The sequence below is a fragment of the Pseudomonas sp. NPDC087358 genome (assembly GCF_044900785.1).
In the GTDB taxonomy this organism is placed as follows: Bacteria; Pseudomonadota; Gammaproteobacteria; order Pseudomonadales; family Pseudomonadaceae; genus Aquipseudomonas.
The window spans coordinates 349530-364362 of record NZ_JBJDOA010000006.1; the positions used below are offsets into that span (position 1 = coordinate 349530).

Genomic DNA, 14833 nt, shown 5'->3' on the forward strand with positions numbered 1-14833 from the left:
TGAATGTTCAGCCGGGACTCCACTGTGGAGCCCGGCTGGACCCAGACTTACTCCAGATGTTCGCCGCGTTCCCGGGCAATGGCACGATAGCCGATGTCCTTGCGGTAGAAACAGCCTTGCCAGTCAATCTTTGCTGCCAGTTGATATGCCTGTGTCTGCGCATCGCCGACGGTGTCACCCAAGGCGGTTGCACACAGAACGCGGCCACCGGAGGTAACGACCTGACCGTCCTTCAAGGCAGTGCCTGCGTGGAACACCTTACCCGGCAATGCCGCGGCGGCGTCCAGGCCATTGATCGCGTCGCCCTTGGCGTAATCGGCAGGATAGCCGCCGGCGGCCAGCACGATACCCAGGCTCGGACGTGGGTCCCACTGAGCTTCGATTTTATCCAGCGCTTGCGCCAGCGCTGCTTCGACCAGCAATACCAGGCTCGATTGCAAGCGCAGCATGACCGGCTGGGTTTCCGGGTCACCGAAGCGGCAGTTGAATTCGATGACCTTGGGGTTGCCGGCCTTGTCGATCATCAGACCAGCATAGAGGAAGCCGGTGTAAACGTTACCTTCCTCGGCCATGCCTCGGACGGTCGGCCATATCACCAGATCCATGACGCGCTGATGCACATCGGCGGTGACCACCGGGGCCGGGGAGTAAGCGCCCATGCCACCGGTATTCGGGCCGCTGTCGCCGTCGCCGACGCGTTTGTGGTCCTGGCTGGTGGCCATGGGCAGAACGTTCTTGCCATCGACCATGACGATGAAGCTGGCTTCTTCGCCATCGAGGAATTCCTCGATGACCACGCGCGAGCCGGCGTCACCAAACGCGTTGCCGGCGAGCATGTCGCGTACGGCTTCTTCGGCTTCAGCCACGGTCATGGCGACAATCACGCCTTTGCCGGCTGCCAGGCCATCGGCCTTGATCACGATCGGTGCGCCTTTTTCGCGCAGGTAGGCCAGCGCCGGCTCGATCTCGGTGAAGTTCTGGTAGTCAGCGGTAGGGATCTTGTGACGAGCCAGGAAGTCCTTGGTGAACGCCTTGGAGCCTTCCAGTTGCGCGGCGCCCTTGGTCGGACCGAAGCAGTCCAGACCACGGGAGCGAAACAGGTCAACCACACCGGCCACCAATGGCACTTCGGGGCCAACGATGGTCAGCGAAACGTTCTTTTCGGCGAAGTCGGCCAGTTGCTCCAGCGCCAGCACATCGATGGCGACGTTTTCGCACTTGGCTTCAATGGCGGTACCGGCGTTGCCCGGTGCGACGAAGACCTTCTGCACGCGCGGATCCTGCGCGACCTTCCAGGCCAGAGCGTGTTCACGGCCACCGCTGCCGATGATCAATACGTTCAAAATCAGACTCCTTCGGAGAAACTGCAAGCTACAAGCGGCAAGTAAAAGCAGACTGTGCTGCCTTCGATTGCGGCTCATGGCTTTGAATTTTTAAGGCTGCAGTGGCAAGAAAGTGCGACGCCTGTCTGCCTTTTCTTGCCGCTTACAGCTTGAGGCTTCTAGCTGCATTCAGTGCCGGAAATGCCGCATGCCGGTAAAGACCATCGCGATGCCTGCTTCATCAGCCGCCGCGATCACTTCGTTGTCACGCATAGAGCCGCCCGGTTGAATCACCGCAGTGATACCCACCTTGGCTGCGTTGTCGATGCCGTCGCGGAACGGGAAAAATGCATCCGAGGCCATGACCGCGCCCTGCACCTGCAGGCCCGCATGCTCGGCCTTGATCGCGGCGATGCGTGCCGAATTGACGCGGCTCATCTGGCCGGCACCGACACCGATGGTCTGGCGGTTTTTCGCATAGACGATGGCGTTGGACTTGACGTACTTGGCGACTTTCCAGGCGAAGATCAGGTCGTTGATTTCCTGCTCGTTCGGTGCACGTTTGGTCACGACTTTGAGGTCGTCGGCGGTGATCATGCCGATGTCGCGGCTCTGTACCAGAAGGCCGCCGTTGACGCGCTTGTAGTCCCATGCCGGTGCACGGTCGGCAGCCCACTGGCCACTGGTCAACAGTCGCACGTTGGCTTTGCTGGCGACAATGGCCTGCGCTTGGGCGCTGACGCTTGGGGCGATGATCACTTCAACGAACTGGCGCTCGACGATGGCCTTGGCGGTCTCGGCATCCAGTTCACGGTTGAAGGCGATGATGCCGCCGAATGCCGACTCGCTGTCGGTGGCGTAGGCCAGCTCGTAGGCCTGGCGGATACCGCCTTCGGCGTCCGGGCTGACGGCAACCCCACACGGATTGGCGTGCTTGACGATGACGCAGGCCGGCTTGACGAAGCTCTTGACGCATTCCAGCGCGGCATCGGTATCGGCCACGTTGTTGTAGGACAGCTCCTTGCCTTGCAGCTGGGTGGCAGTGGCGATGCCCACTTCGGCCGGTTTGGCTTCAACGTAGAACGCCGCGCTCTGGTGCGGGTTCTCGCCGTAGCGCATCTCCTGAGCCTTGATGAACTGGCTGTTGAAGGTGCGCGGAAATTCGCTGCGGCCTTCTGTGCTCAGGGTCTCGGCGCTCTGGTCAACGCTGCCCAGATAATTGGCGATCATGCCGTCGTAGGCGGCGGTATGTTCGAACGCCTTGAGCATCAGGTCGAAACGCTGTGCATAGGTCAGGCCGCCGGCCTTGAGGCTCTCGAGCACCTGGCCGTAGTCGCCGGCGTTGACCACGATGGCCACGTCTTTGTGGTTTTTCGCAGCGGAACGGACCATGGTCGGACCGCCGATGTCGATGTTCTCGATGGCGGTCGGCAGATCGCAGCCTGGCTTGGATACGGTGGCTTCGAACGGATAGAGGTTGACCGCCACCAGGTCGATCGGCTTGATGCCGTGCTCGCTCATGATGGCGTCGTCGATACCGCGACGACCCAGGATGCCGCCGTGGATTTTCGGGTGCAGGGTCTTGACCCGGCCATCCATCATTTCCGCGAAACCGGTGTAGTCCGCGACTTCTACCGCTGCGACGCCGTTGTCCTTGAGCAGCTTGAACGTGCCACCGGTGGAGAGGATCTCGACCCCCAGGGCTTCTAGCTCACGGGTGAATTCAAGGATCCCGGTCTTGTCGGAAACGCTGATCAAGGCGCGGCGGATCGGCAGGCGGGTAGTCTGGTCGGTCATCTCAACTTCCATCAAAAGCAAAAGGTTTCAACAAAAAAAACGACCGCAGGGAAGTGAGGTCGCTTTGTTTTGGGATGCTTACAGCAGGTCATACTGCTTGAGTTTCTTGCGCAGGGTGCCCCTGTTGAGCCCCAGCAGTTCGGACGCCTTGGTCTGGTTGCCCTTGACGTAGTTCATCACGCACTCGAGCAACGGCGCCTCGACTTCCGAGAGCACCAGGTTGTAGACATCAGTGACGGCAGCACCTTCCAGGTGGGCGAAATAATTGTGCAGCGCCTTTTCGACGCTTCCGCGCAGGGTCTGGCCCTCTTCGCTCGGCGTATTAAGGTGCTGTTTCAAATTGACGTTGTCGCTCACGGGTGTTGTTCCACTCACTAAAGTCTCTGTCATCATCGTCATGCGGCCACCTCTTGTTCGTTCCCTGCTTCCGGGCTTTTATCGCGTTCGGCAAAGAATTCCCGAACGTTGGCGCACTGTGCTTCCGTATCTTCCAAACGATTGAAAAGGGCGCGAAACTCCCTGGCGCCCGGCAAGGTTGCGAGATACCAGCCGACGTGTTTGCGGGCAATTCGCACGCCCATCACGTCTCCATAGAACGTGTGAAGCGCGGCCAGATGCTCTAGCAGTATGCGTTCCACTTCACTCAGCGCGAGCGCAGGGAGTTTTTCCCCGGTGCGCAGGTAGTGTTCTATCTCGCGAAAAATCCATGGGCGTCCTTGGGCCGCCCGGCCAATCAACAGTCCATCGGCACCGGTCGCATGCAACACGTGCCGGGCTTTTTCCGGTGAATCGATGTCGCCATTGGCGAACACCGGAATCGACACCGCCTGTTTTATCGCGGCGATCGTGTCGTATTCGGCTTCGCCGGTGTAGAGGTCCGCACGGGTGCGACCATGTACCGCCAATGCCTGGATGCCGGCTTGCTCGGCGATCCTGGCGACCGTCAGGCCATTCTTGTTCGCCCGGTCCCAGCCGGTGCGAATCTTTAGGGTGACCGGTACCTCGACTGCCGCGACCACCGCGTGCAGGATTTCGGTCACCAACTGTTCATCTTTCAACAGCGCGGAGCCGGCGGCCTTGTTGCAGACCTTCTTGGCCGGGCAGCCCATGTTGATATCGATGATCTGTGCGCCCATTTCGACGTTGGCGCGTGCTGCGTCCGCCAGCATCTGCGGGTCTCCACCGGCGATCTGTACCGAACGGGGCTCGGGATCGCCTTCGTGGATCATGCGCAGCCGTGATTTGCGGCTGTTCCACAGGCTCATGTCACTGGTGACCATTTCCGAGACGACGAGGCCTGCGCCAAGCAGGCGGCACAGTTGCCGGAAAGGCTGGTCAGTGACGCCCGCCATGGGGGCGAGGATCAAGCCGTTTTGCAATGTATATGGGCCGATGCGTACCGCCGACATAGGGTGACCTGTTGTGGGGCCGAATCACGAGGTCTGGTCCGAATAGTGCTACCAGGGAAGCCGGAGCAGCTTTTCAGACGGGACCCAGAGTATGAAAAAGGGTGGGCATGATACCCGCTCTCGATGACTGGATAAAGGCTGAATTGGATAAAATCTGAACAGCTGCCTTCTTATCGCGAACGGTTAGGTTCCCACCCGTCCTGTCATAAAACTGTCGTCGGTTTTCCCGTCGCGCGATGCCGCATTTCAGTGCGCCCGGACGGCGATTCCGGCTGTCGATCGGGCGTCGCAGTTTACTCCGGCGAGCGAAAGCTCAAACTGTAATTCACAGCCTTGGGGCCCGGGTCGAGGATGTCCAGTGCGATGTGGATGGGTGTCTGGGGCGGCATTTCATCCTTGCCGGCGAGTTCTCCGCTCAGGTACTCGCCGGGCTTGAACCGACGACTGGCGATCAGCTGGCCGCTGGTGTCGGCAAAGCGCAGTTCCAGCAACGGAAACGGCTGAGAAAAGGAAGCGCGGTTGTAGATGATCGCGTCAACGACCAGTGCGCCCTGGAACTCCGGATGACTGCGGACCACCAGGTTGCTGCTTTTGAGCAGTTTGATGTCGACCTTCGACGGCACCTTGCAGCCCACCTGTGGGCACAACTCCTCGAACCAGGGACGGTATTGATCCTGGCGGGCCAATTCGTCGAAGTGATACCAGACGTATTGACCGGCCAGAGCGCCGAGCGCGATCAGCGCCAGCAGCAGCCAGAGCAGGCGGCGTCCCCATCGCGGCTTGGGTTTTTGCCAGGCAAGCTGCAGCGGATCGTCCATCAGGTCATGCAACGCCCGATCGCGCAAGGCCGGCTCATTGCGGCCGCGCTTGCCACTGGGGTTTGGCCGTTGGTCGTCATCGTCATCGGCATGGCGGACGTGATCGCGATCATCATCGCCATCGATTGCCGAAAAACGTTCGGAAGGGTGCGGCGGCTGCGGTTCTGTTTCGGCATGCAAGCGATGAGCGTGAGGGGGCTCATCGTCGATATCCTCGCGGGTCATGGACAACGACGGTTCGGTGCGATGGTCATCGTCTCGGTCGAGCTCCTCGTCTGCCAGCGACGATTGCAGCGGATCATGCTCGTCCTGCTCGTCGATGACTTCGGCGTGCAGTTCCGGCAACTGACTGACATCGTCATGGCTCAGGCCTTGATCCCAGCGCTCGGAGCTGACATCCGGTTCGTCGCGACGGGCGCTGAATGATTCGACATTTTCGTGCTCGCGGGCGTGGCTGGCACGACCGAAGGACTCCGGCAGCTGGATCTCTCGTTGTTCAAGGCGCGCAAGCTCGACGTCGAGGTCGTCCAGGTCGAGGCTGTCCATGTCGACAGTGCTGTCTTCGCGCCTGACTGGCAACGGGGCGGGCGGCGCCACTGCCAGCGATTGGCTGGCGAGAACCGCGGGGGTTTTTTCGGCGACGACAGGAGGGGACTGCACGGGCTGCACGGGCGGCGCGGCCGGCTCCGGGGCTTGGGGCGAGCCCCCGGCGCGTTGTTCCAACAATTGTTTCGCGGCATTGAACACTTGCAGGCAGGAGCCGCAGCGAACCATGCCTCGAGCCACGCTCAATTGAGCGTGGCTGACGCGGAAACTGGTCTGGCAGTGTGGGCACTGGGTGACGAAACTGTCGGTCATGCGGGTATCCGGGGGTTAACGAGCGCCTAAAGGTTGATGGAGGATAGCGCTCAGCGACGACGACCGGTGATACGTACCCAGCCATCGCGGTTGGCGATCGGGTCCAGGTCGAACGTCTCGGCGTAGGCTGCCGCCACGTCATCGCCCTGCTCGGCAAGAATGCCGGACAGCGCCAGGCGTCCACCGGGTTTGACCAGGCTCGCCAGCTGCGGTGCCAGCGAAACCAGAGGTCCTGCCAGGATATTAGCCACTAGAACGTCGGCTGGCTCTTTGGGCAGGTCTTCGGGCAGGTACAGCGGGAATTTATCGGCAGGGACGTTGTTGCGGCCGGCATTGTCGCGGGACGCCTCCAAGGCCTGCACGTCGATGTCGGTGCCAACGGCGTGTCTTGCCCCCAGCAGCAGGGCGGCGATGGCGAGGATCCCCGAGCCGCAACCGAAATCCAGCACGGTGCAGTCATTCAGTTGCTGGCCATCGAGCCATTCCAGGCACAGGGCAGTGGTGGGGTGCGTGCCGGTGCCGAAGGCCAGGCCCGGGTCGAGCAGCAGGTTCACTGCATCTGGCTCGGGCGCTGCATGCCAGCTTGGCACGATCCACAGGCGCTGACCGAAACGCATCGGCTGGAAATTGTCCATCCAGCTGCGTTCCCAGTCCTGATCCTCGATCACTTCATGCATGTGCTCGGGCAGCTCGGCGCCGGTCAGCAAGGTCAGGTGGGCAAGCACTTGATCGGGGTTGGTGTCGGCTTCAAACAGGGCCAGCAGGTGGGTGTGCGACCACAGCGGCGTGGTGTTGAGTTCCGGCTCGAAGATCGGTTGGTCTTCAGCGTCCATGAACGTCACGGACACGGCGCCGACTTCAAGGAACGCATCTTCGTAGGTTTCGGCTTGTTCTGGGCTGATGGCGAGACGGACTTGCAGCCAAGGCATGGCGGATTACCTTCGAATTGAAAAAATGACAGGCGGCACGACGCCGCGAAAGACCGTCAAGTTTACGGGGTTCGCGGGGAAACAACAAAGTGGCTGTTGCTTCTGGTTCTGGCCGAAGGCCGTAGAAGCGGGCTTGCCCCGCGAGCTGCCGGGCGCTGGCAGTTAAACCTGCGCCCCTTACTTGTCAGACACACCGCATTTGCAGGACTTGCTGCCGTTTCGCGCCAGATCGTCGGCAAGGCGGAGCCCCACCCCGGCAAACTCCCGGCCCTCCACGCAGAAGCGAATCAATGCAACACCCGGAAACAACAAAGCCGCTCGAAAGCGGCCTTGTTGGTCTGCAGCACGCTACTGGTGGATCAGTGTTTGTCACCGGCCAGCTTGTGTTCCAGGTAATGGATATTGACGCCGCCTTCGCAGAAGCCTTCATCGCGGGTCAGATCACGGTGCAGCGGGATATTGGTCTTGATCCCGTCGACGACGATTTCGTCCAGAGCATTGCGCATGCGCGCCATGGCTTCGTCGCGCGTTGCGCCCCAGGTGATCAGCTTGCCGATCAGCGAGTCGTAGTTGGACGGAACCTTGTAGCCGCTGTACAGGTGCGAATCGACGCGAACGCCATTGCCGCCTGGTGCATGGAAGTGCTTGACCAGCCCCGGGCTCGGGATGAAGGTTTTCGGATCTTCAGCGTTGATCCGGCATTCCAGCGAGTGCCCGTGGATGACGACGTCATCCTGGGTAAACGACAGTTTGTTGCCGGCGGCGATGCTGAGCATCTCCTTGACGATGTCGATACCGGTGACCATTTCCGAAACCGGGTGCTCTACCTGAACGCGGGTGTTCATTTCGATGAAGTAGAAGCGGCCGTTCTCGTACAGGAACTCGAAAGTGCCGGCACCACGGTAGCCGATGTCGATGCAGGCCTTGACGCAGGCAGCGAACACGTCTTTGCGGGCTTGCTCATCGATGAACGGTGCCGGCGCTTCTTCCAGGACCTTCTGGTGACGACGCTGCAACGAGCAGTCGCGGTCGCCCAGATGGATCGCCTGGCCCTGGCCGTCGGAAAGCACCTGGACTTCCACGTGACGTGGGTTGGTCAGGTATTTTTCCAGATAGACCATCGGGTTGCTGAACCATGCAGCCGCTTCGGCGCGGGTCTGCTTGGCCGACTCGATCAGGTCTTCTTCCTTGTGCACCACGCGCATGCCGCGACCACCGCCGCCGCCAGCGGCCTTGATGATCACCGGGTAGCCGACTTCACGGCCAATGCGCAATGCGGTCTCTTCGTCTTCGGGCAGCGGGCCGTCGGAACCGGGAACGGTGGGTACATTGGCGCGCTTCATCGCGTCCTTGGCCGAAACCTTGTCGCCCATCAGGCGGATGGTGTCAGCTTTGGGGCCGATGAAGGCAAAACCGGATTTCTCCACCTGCTCGGCGAAGTCGGCGTTTTCCGCGAGGAAGCCGTAGCCGGGGTGAATCGCCGTGGCGCCGGTCAGCTCTGCAGCCGAAATGATGGCCGGAATGTTCAGGTACGACAGGTTGGCTGGCGCCGGGCCGATGCAGACGGTTTCGTCTGCCAGGCCCAGGTGCATCAGCTCACGGTCTGCCGTGGAATGTACCGCGACGGTCTTGATGCCCAGCTCTTTACAGGCACGCAAGATGCGCAAGGCGATTTCGCCGCGGTTGGCGATCAGGACTTTTTCCAACATCGCAGGCTCTCCCCGGTTCAAACGATGGTGAACAGCGGCTGGTCATACTCAACCGGCTGACCGTTTTCCACCAGGATGGATTCGATCACGCCGCTGACTTCAGCTTCGATGTGGTTCATCATTTTCATCGCTTCAACGATGCAAATGGTGTCGCCTTTCTTGACGGTCTTGCCGACTTCGACGAACGCTGGCGAACCAGGCGCTGGCGTGCGGTAGAAAGTACCGACCATTGGCGATTTGATTACGGTGCCGTTGAGCTTCGGTGCCGATGGCGCTTCGGCGGCAGCGACCGGGGCTGGAGCAGGTGCTGCGACTGGCGCGGCAACCGGGGCTGGCGCGTAGTACTGCTGTGCTGGAGTCTTGCTGTGACGGCTGATTCGTACGGACTCTTCGCCTTCACGGATTTCCAGTTCGTCGATGCCGGACTCTTCCAGCAATTCGATCAGTTTCTTGACTTTACGGATATCCATTAATCATCAACTCCCAAAGGACGGTCAGGGGTATTCGGTAGCCGATTCGGGCTGTGTGGCTCAGTGCGAGACTGCGCCGTTCACGCCTTCGAACGGGTGGCCAATTGTTCCAGGGCAGCCTCCAGGGCCAGTCGGTAACCGCTGGCGCCAAGGCCGCAGATCACTCCTACAGCGACATCTGAAAAGTAGGAGTGATGGCGGAAAGGTTCGCGCTTGTGCACGTTCGACAGGTGCACTTCGATGAATGGGATGCTCACTCCCAGCAATGCGTCACGTATTGCGACGCTTGTGTGCGTAAAAGCCGCCGGGTTGATCAGGATGAAATCCACGCCTTCATCGCGTGCGGCGTGGATGCGGTCGATCAGTTCGTACTCGGCGTTGCTTTGCAGGTACATCAGATGGTGACCGGCTTCGCGCGCGCGCTTTTCCAGATCCTGGTTGATATCGGCCAACGTGATCGAGCCATAGATCCCCGGTTCACGGGTGCCGAGCAGGTTCAGGTTAGGTCCGTGAAGAACCAGAAAAGTCGCCATCGTGTGATCCTTGTTGTGTGCTTGTTCGACGCTGGTACTCAGGTACGAGCCGTTGATGCGCAGCGACTATGCCGGAAAGCGCAATGGACTGTCCAGTTACCGGCCCAGATATCGACAATGTTCAGCACGATGACCGATGTTCGCGCAAAGTTTGTGACTAGACGGCTAAATTTGGTCATTTGCTCTAGAAAGGTGCTCTGCCAGGCCTTGGACGTCGATTTCGCCGACGACACGAACATTTGTCAGCTCGTTCCCGTCTTTTCCAAAAAACAGCAGGGCAGGGGGGCCGAACAATTTGTATTGATCGAGCAGCGCACGTTGCTCGTCGCTGCTGTCGGTCATGTCGAAGCGAATCAGACGGAAGCCCTTGAGACCGCTGACAATTTTCGGGTCGGGCAGGACTTCGTGCTCGATCACCTTGCAGCTGATGCACCAGTCTGCGTACCAGTCGACCAGCACAGGTTTTTCGGTGTTTTTCGACTCTGTCAGGATCTGCTGCAGTTCGCTCACCCGGGTTACCGTCTGCCATTGCTGTGCTGGATTGCCGCCGCTTTGACCGGTCAGCGGTGCGTTCTGCGCGCGGCCCAGGGGAGCCAGCGGATCGGTCTGCCCACTGAACGCGCCATACCAGCAGGCAAGAGCGTAGACCAGCAGGAACAGGCCGAGCAGTTGCGCAAGACGACCACGGGTGGTTTTTTCAGTAAATTCCAGCGCGCCGAGGAACAGTGCGACCCCGGCCCACAGCAAGCCGATCAGCAGCAGGGTGATCTGCCCCGGTACGACCCGACTGAGCAGGCCGATGGCCAGGGCCAGCAGCAATACGCCGATGGCGTTCTTGACCGTGACCAGCCACGCACCGCTTTTCGGCAGCCAGGCAGCGCCGCCCGTGGCAACGACAATCAGAGGCGCGCCCATGCCCAGGCCCAGCGCGAAGAGCTTCAACGCCCCGCCCAGCGCATCGCCACTGGCGCTTATATAAAGCAGCGCACCCGCCAGTGGCGCGGAAACGCAGGGTGAGACCAACAGACTGGAGACGACGCCCAGGACCGCTGCGCCCCACAGCGAGCCACCTTGGGTATTGCCGGCGATACGGTCGAGCCGATCATTGAGCGCCCGAGGCAAGCGCAGTTCGAACGCACCGAACATGGCAATGGCGAAGACCACGAAGAACAGCGCAAACGGCACCAGCACCCACGCTGATTGCAGCCGCGCCTGCAAGTTAAGGCTGGCGCCGAACATCCCCATCAGTGCGCCCAGCAGCGCAAAGCACACCGCCATCGGCAGCACATACGCCAGCGACAGAGAGAAGCCGCGCAAGCCACCGATCTGTCCGCGCAGCACCACGCCGGAAAGAATCGGCAGCATTGGCAACACACAGGGCGTGAAGGTCAGGCCGACACCTGCGAGGAAGAACAGCGCCAGTTGCTTCCAGCTGAACCCGGCTTTGCTGTCGCTGGGGATCGGAGCGATAGCCGCCGTCGCAGCGCCGCTGCCATCGATGGCCAAGCGCTCGGTTTCAGGCGGATAACACAAACCTTTGTCGGCACAACCCTGATAGGTCACCACCAGCGTGAACGGGCGACCGTCATTGGATTTGCGAGGAAGGTTAATGTCGAGGATGCCGTGGTAGACCTCGACGTCGCCGAAGTACTCATCGTGTTTTTTCTCGCCGTCAGGAAGCTGCGCAGGCCCCAGGTCGATGTCGGCGGGTTCGGTGCGAAATTGAAAGCGATGGCGATACAGGTAATACCCTTCGGCGGCAACGAACTGCACCTTGATCGATTCGGAAGATGTGTCGATCAGGTTGAGCTGGAAGGCCTGGCGAACCGGCAGGAAATCCTTGCTGTTGTCGATCACAGCACCGCCCAGTGTCGAGGAGCCGAGTCCAGAGCCTGGCCGACTGTCCAGCAGGCTTGCGCTGAACGCAGGCAAGGCAAAGGTCAGCAATATCAGACAAAGCAGGCGGCGCATGGCGGTCTCGCATCACAAAGGTTGGCGCATGATAGCGGACTGTTTGTGGGTGTGCAGAGGATACCCGGCAAGAGCGCGAATGCGATGTCGATGCAAACGCAACGTATATCTGACGAACCTGACACGGCCCCGGAGGAGCGCGGCTTGTCCCGCGGGATGGCGCGAAGCGGCAGTAAAACCGGTGGCGGTGCGTCAGGCATTACCCCGGGTTCTCAGGTTCACGATGACTTTGTCGCCGCTCGCGGGACAAGCCCGCTCCTACAGCTTGACAGGTCATTGGCCAGCCAGACACCCACCGCCTGCGGGCCAGAATCAAAGGCATCGGGTTGGGTTCCGGGCTTGCAGCCAGTATCAGTTCACGCTTTCGGGAGTCGGTTGGTATGCAGACTGAGCAAGCTCCTCAAACAACCCATGCACCTGATTGCGCCCGGCCTTCTTCGCCCGATAAAGCGCATCGTCTGCCTGCGAGGCCATCATCAGCGCGTCGTCGTGTTCGCCCAGTTCCACTACACCTGCGCTGAAGGTGCAGAACAGATCGGCCGGTTGCGCCGGGTAGTGGATTTCGGCAAACCGGCGGCGGATTTCATCGAGCACGCCATGGGCCGACTTCAGGTCGGTGTCGGGCATCACCACCGCGAACTCTTCGCCACCATAACGGCCGATGTAGTCGGTCTTGCGCAAGCGTTGTTTAAGGAACAGCGCCAGGCTCTTGATCACCCGGTCGCCCATAGGATGGCCGTGGCTGTCGTTGACCTTCTTGAAATGGTCGATGTCCAGCATCGCGAAACTCAGCGGCTTGTTTTCGCGGCGGGCGCGGAAGCTGCAGTCTTCGAGCAGTTGCAGGATGTGCGTATGGTTGTACAGCCCGGTCAGGCTGTCGCGCACCATCCTGGCCTTGAGGTTGCGTGCCCGCGCCGCACGGTTGCGCACCGTGGTGATCAGGTGGCGTGGCTTGATCGGTTTGGTGAGGAAGTCGTCGCCGCCTTCGCTCATGGCATCGAGCTGTTTATCCAGATCGTCTTCGGCGGACAGATAAATGATCGGCACGCTGACATAGCGATCGTTGTGGCGAATCACTTTGGCCAGTTCAGGTCCGGTGCAACCGGGCATGTACATGTCGAGGATGATCAGATCCGGCTGGAAATCGGCCAGCTCGGGCATGGTCTGAATCGGGTCGAACAGGGTGCGGGTGACGATGCCCGCACTGTTGAGCAAGCGCTCGGTGTGTGTCGCCTGGGCGCGCGAGTCGTCGATGATCAGCACTTTATAAGGTTCGTACTGCGCAACCCGCGTCAGGATCTCGATTTTCTCCAGCAGACTGGAGGCTTCCAGCGTGCCGGTCAGAAACTCCTCACCACCGGCGCGTACTGCCGCCAGGCGCGTTGGGGTGTCGGTTTCATGATGGCTGAAAAACAACAGCGGCAGTTTCTGCTCCAGGCCTTCCTGCATCTTGGTCGCCAGCTTCAACCCTTCACCGACGCCGCCGAAATCGACGTCCATGACCACCGCCGCCGGAAGCCGCTCGGCCAGGGTGGCGTGGAACGCCTGAGTGGTGTCCAGCGACACCGCGCTGAGGCCGAAGAATTCCAGCTGCTTGGCCAGCCGCTCGCCGCGCTCGTGATCCTGCAGCATCACGTAGATGGGCTTGCGCAGCGGTGGCAATGAGGTGTGTTCGAGCCGATCGCCTTGACGCAAGCCGGTGCGCGACAGACGTTGCATTAGGCGGTTGAGATCGGTGATCAACGCGCTGCTCAAACGGCCGCGGTTGGCTTCCACTTCCTGTAGCGACTGACCGATGCCGCGCGCCAGCTGAGCATGCTCGGCCTGTTCGAAGCGCTCGGCGAAACGCAGCAGACGCTGATTGGCTTCACTGAGTTCTTCAAGGTCCGCAGCCGACCATTCGCTTTGCTGCAGGCGCTGCCATACCTCCAGGATCTGACGGGCCTGGTGAATGACGCGCTGGGCGAAATGGTGCTTGAGACGGTCTCGGCTCGGATCTTCTGGTTCGGTCATGTCCTGACTACTTATAGGGGAAACCCTGATACAAATGCTGGCGCTATGCTAGCACTACTTTTCCCGCGCAAGTGTGCCGTAAGTCATTTTGTTGTCATTTTTTCGCGCCGTTTCGCGTCAAATTTCCATCTTTTCAAGCGAGGAACGTGCCAGGTTGGACCGGGAATAGAAGAAGGGTTCCCTCGGATACAGCGTTTTTGTGTAGGGGTAAGGATGAGGGCTTCGGATATCGAAGCTGCAGCCCGAGTCCCTTCGCAGCGCACTGCCACGCGCGCTCGGTCGGGCGGGTCTAGGAAAGGCTGATTCTGCGCAGGCGACGTTCGATTTTCTGCCACCAGCTTCGCTCGCGGGGAGGCTGCAACAAGCACGGCATATCTCGCAAGCGGATCCACGCCTCATTCTGCCAATGCATCACGCTCGTCGTACCATGCTGCCATTCCAGCAACGCCGGCACCGGGGCGTTGCAGAACGCCGGAACCGCGCCGTCATGGAGCATGGGCAAGACCTGATACGTCAGCCATTTGCGAATGGAGTCGTGGGTAGCGTGGCCGTGGTAGACGAGGAGGGCATAAGCCGCTGATTCACTGACCATCAGCACGCTTTTGATTTCGCCGTAATAGCGCATGCAAACGTGACGACGCTGATCGGGGGCGAGCTTGCGAGTGATGCGTTCCTCGAAGAACATGCCCATGAGACGGCCGAGGTCGCGCAGGCAAAACCAGACCTGCCGTTCGAGAACCAAGGCATGCAGCTTGAGTTTATGACGGGTGAAAACGGCGGGTTCGTAATGCTGTTCCATGCGGCACCTGTCCTTGCTCAGCCCTCGGAATGAGGGCGTCGGGAGCTAAGAACACCGTAAAGAAGTGCCGACATATTCCCCCGGAGGGTCTTGTATTAGCCGACTCCCGACATGACAGACGTGCAGAAGTGTATCGCGCCTGCGAAAACTGACGTTTGTCGCAGGCGCAAGAGTACCGCTGTATTTCTATCGTGGCGGGTGACGC

General features: G+C 60.4%; 12 protein-coding genes. All 12 read right to left on the minus strand.

The features are described 5' to 3' along the window. Positions 1-47: 47 nt before the first annotated feature. Positions 48-1343: a phosphoribosylamine--glycine ligase gene (purD, locus tag ACI2KS_RS16805; protein WP_404622110.1), complete on the minus strand. Its 1296-nt coding sequence runs from the start codon at positions 1341-1343 to the stop codon at positions 48-50. A gap of 168 nt (positions 1344-1511) precedes the next feature. Further along, positions 1512-3119, minus strand: a complete 1608-nt coding sequence (gene purH, locus ACI2KS_RS16810) for a bifunctional phosphoribosylaminoimidazolecarboxamide formyltransferase/IMP cyclohydrolase (RefSeq protein ID WP_404622111.1) — start codon at positions 3117-3119, stop codon at positions 1512-1514. Positions 3120-3197: 78 nt separating this feature from the next. Then, positions 3198-3518 carry a DNA-binding transcriptional regulator Fis gene (gene fis, locus ACI2KS_RS16815; protein ID WP_007907419.1) on the minus strand — a complete coding sequence of 107 codons (321 nt, stop codon included), beginning with the start codon at positions 3516-3518 and terminating at the stop codon, positions 3198-3200. Next, positions 3515-4528, minus strand: a complete 1014-nt coding sequence (gene dusB, locus ACI2KS_RS16820) for a tRNA dihydrouridine synthase DusB (RefSeq protein ID WP_404622112.1) — start codon at positions 4526-4528, stop codon at positions 3515-3517. The genes fis and dusB overlap by 4 nt, the downstream gene beginning before the upstream one ends. A 293-nt stretch (positions 4529-4821) precedes the next feature. Then, on the minus strand, positions 4822-6204 hold the full coding sequence (locus ACI2KS_RS16825; RefSeq protein WP_404622113.1) for a DUF3426 domain-containing protein: 1383 nt from the start codon (positions 6202-6204) through the stop codon (positions 4822-4824). 50 nt (positions 6205-6254) lie between these two features. Further along, on the minus strand, positions 6255-7133 hold the full coding sequence (prmA, locus tag ACI2KS_RS16830; RefSeq protein WP_404622114.1) for a 50S ribosomal protein L11 methyltransferase: 879 nt from the start codon (positions 7131-7133) through the stop codon (positions 6255-6257). Positions 7134-7492: 359 nt separating this feature from the next. Continuing rightward, positions 7493-8842, minus strand: coding sequence for an acetyl-CoA carboxylase biotin carboxylase subunit (gene accC, locus ACI2KS_RS16835; RefSeq protein WP_404622115.1), 1350 nt, complete (start codon positions 8840-8842; stop codon positions 7493-7495). 17 nt (positions 8843-8859) lie between these two features. Further along, entirely contained in the window at positions 8860-9312 is a 453-nt protein-coding gene (accB, locus tag ACI2KS_RS16840; protein WP_404622116.1) for an acetyl-CoA carboxylase biotin carboxyl carrier protein, read from the minus strand. 80 nt (positions 9313-9392) lie between these two features. Further along, positions 9393-9845 (minus strand): type II 3-dehydroquinate dehydratase, encoded by a 453-nt coding sequence (aroQ, locus tag ACI2KS_RS16845; protein WP_074751988.1) that lies wholly within the window; start codon positions 9843-9845, stop codon positions 9393-9395. 165 nt (positions 9846-10010) lie between these two features. Then, on the minus strand, positions 10011-11816 hold the full coding sequence (locus ACI2KS_RS16850) for a protein-disulfide reductase DsbD (protein ID WP_404622117.1): 1806 nt from the start codon (positions 11814-11816) through the stop codon (positions 10011-10013). A gap of 351 nt (positions 11817-12167) precedes the next feature. Further along, positions 12168-13829, minus strand: a complete 1662-nt coding sequence (locus ACI2KS_RS16855; RefSeq protein ID WP_404622118.1) for a diguanylate cyclase — start codon at positions 13827-13829, stop codon at positions 12168-12170. Between the two features lie 289 nt (positions 13830-14118). Continuing rightward, positions 14119-14628, minus strand: coding sequence for a phage antirepressor protein (locus tag ACI2KS_RS16860; protein WP_404622119.1), 510 nt, complete (start codon positions 14626-14628; stop codon positions 14119-14121). Between the last annotated feature and the right edge of the window lie 205 nt (positions 14629-14833).

Coding starts and splice junctions, on each gene's coding strand:
- ACI2KS_RS16825 (WP_404622113.1), bottom strand. CDS start 6,204: ATGACCGACAGTTTCGTCACCCAGTGCCCACACTGCCAGACCAGTTTC.
- aroQ (WP_074751988.1), bottom strand. CDS start 9,845: ATGGCGACTTTTCTGGTTCTTCACGGACCTAACCTGAACCTGCTCGGC.
- ACI2KS_RS16850 (WP_404622117.1), bottom strand. CDS start 11,816: ATGCGCCGCCTGCTTTGTCTGATATTGCTGACCTTTGCCTTGCCTGCG.
- prmA (WP_404622114.1), bottom strand. CDS start 7,133: ATGCCTTGGCTGCAAGTCCGTCTCGCCATCAGCCCAGAACAAGCCGAA.
- accC (WP_404622115.1), bottom strand. CDS start 8,842: ATGTTGGAAAAAGTCCTGATCGCCAACCGCGGCGAAATCGCCTTGCGC.
- accB (WP_404622116.1), bottom strand. CDS start 9,312: ATGGATATCCGTAAAGTCAAGAAACTGATCGAATTGCTGGAAGAGTCC.
- fis (WP_007907419.1), bottom strand. CDS start 3,518: ATGACGATGATGACAGAGACTTTAGTGAGTGGAACAACACCCGTGAGC.
- ACI2KS_RS16855 (WP_404622118.1), bottom strand. CDS start 13,829: ATGACCGAACCAGAAGATCCGAGCCGAGACCGTCTCAAGCACCATTTC.
- ACI2KS_RS16860 (WP_404622119.1), bottom strand. CDS start 14,628: ATGGAACAGCATTACGAACCCGCCGTTTTCACCCGTCATAAACTCAAG.
- purH (WP_404622111.1), bottom strand. CDS start 3,119: ATGACCGACCAGACTACCCGCCTGCCGATCCGCCGCGCCTTGATCAGC.
- dusB (WP_404622112.1), bottom strand. CDS start 4,528: ATGTCGGCGGTACGCATCGGCCCATATACATTGCAAAACGGCTTGATC.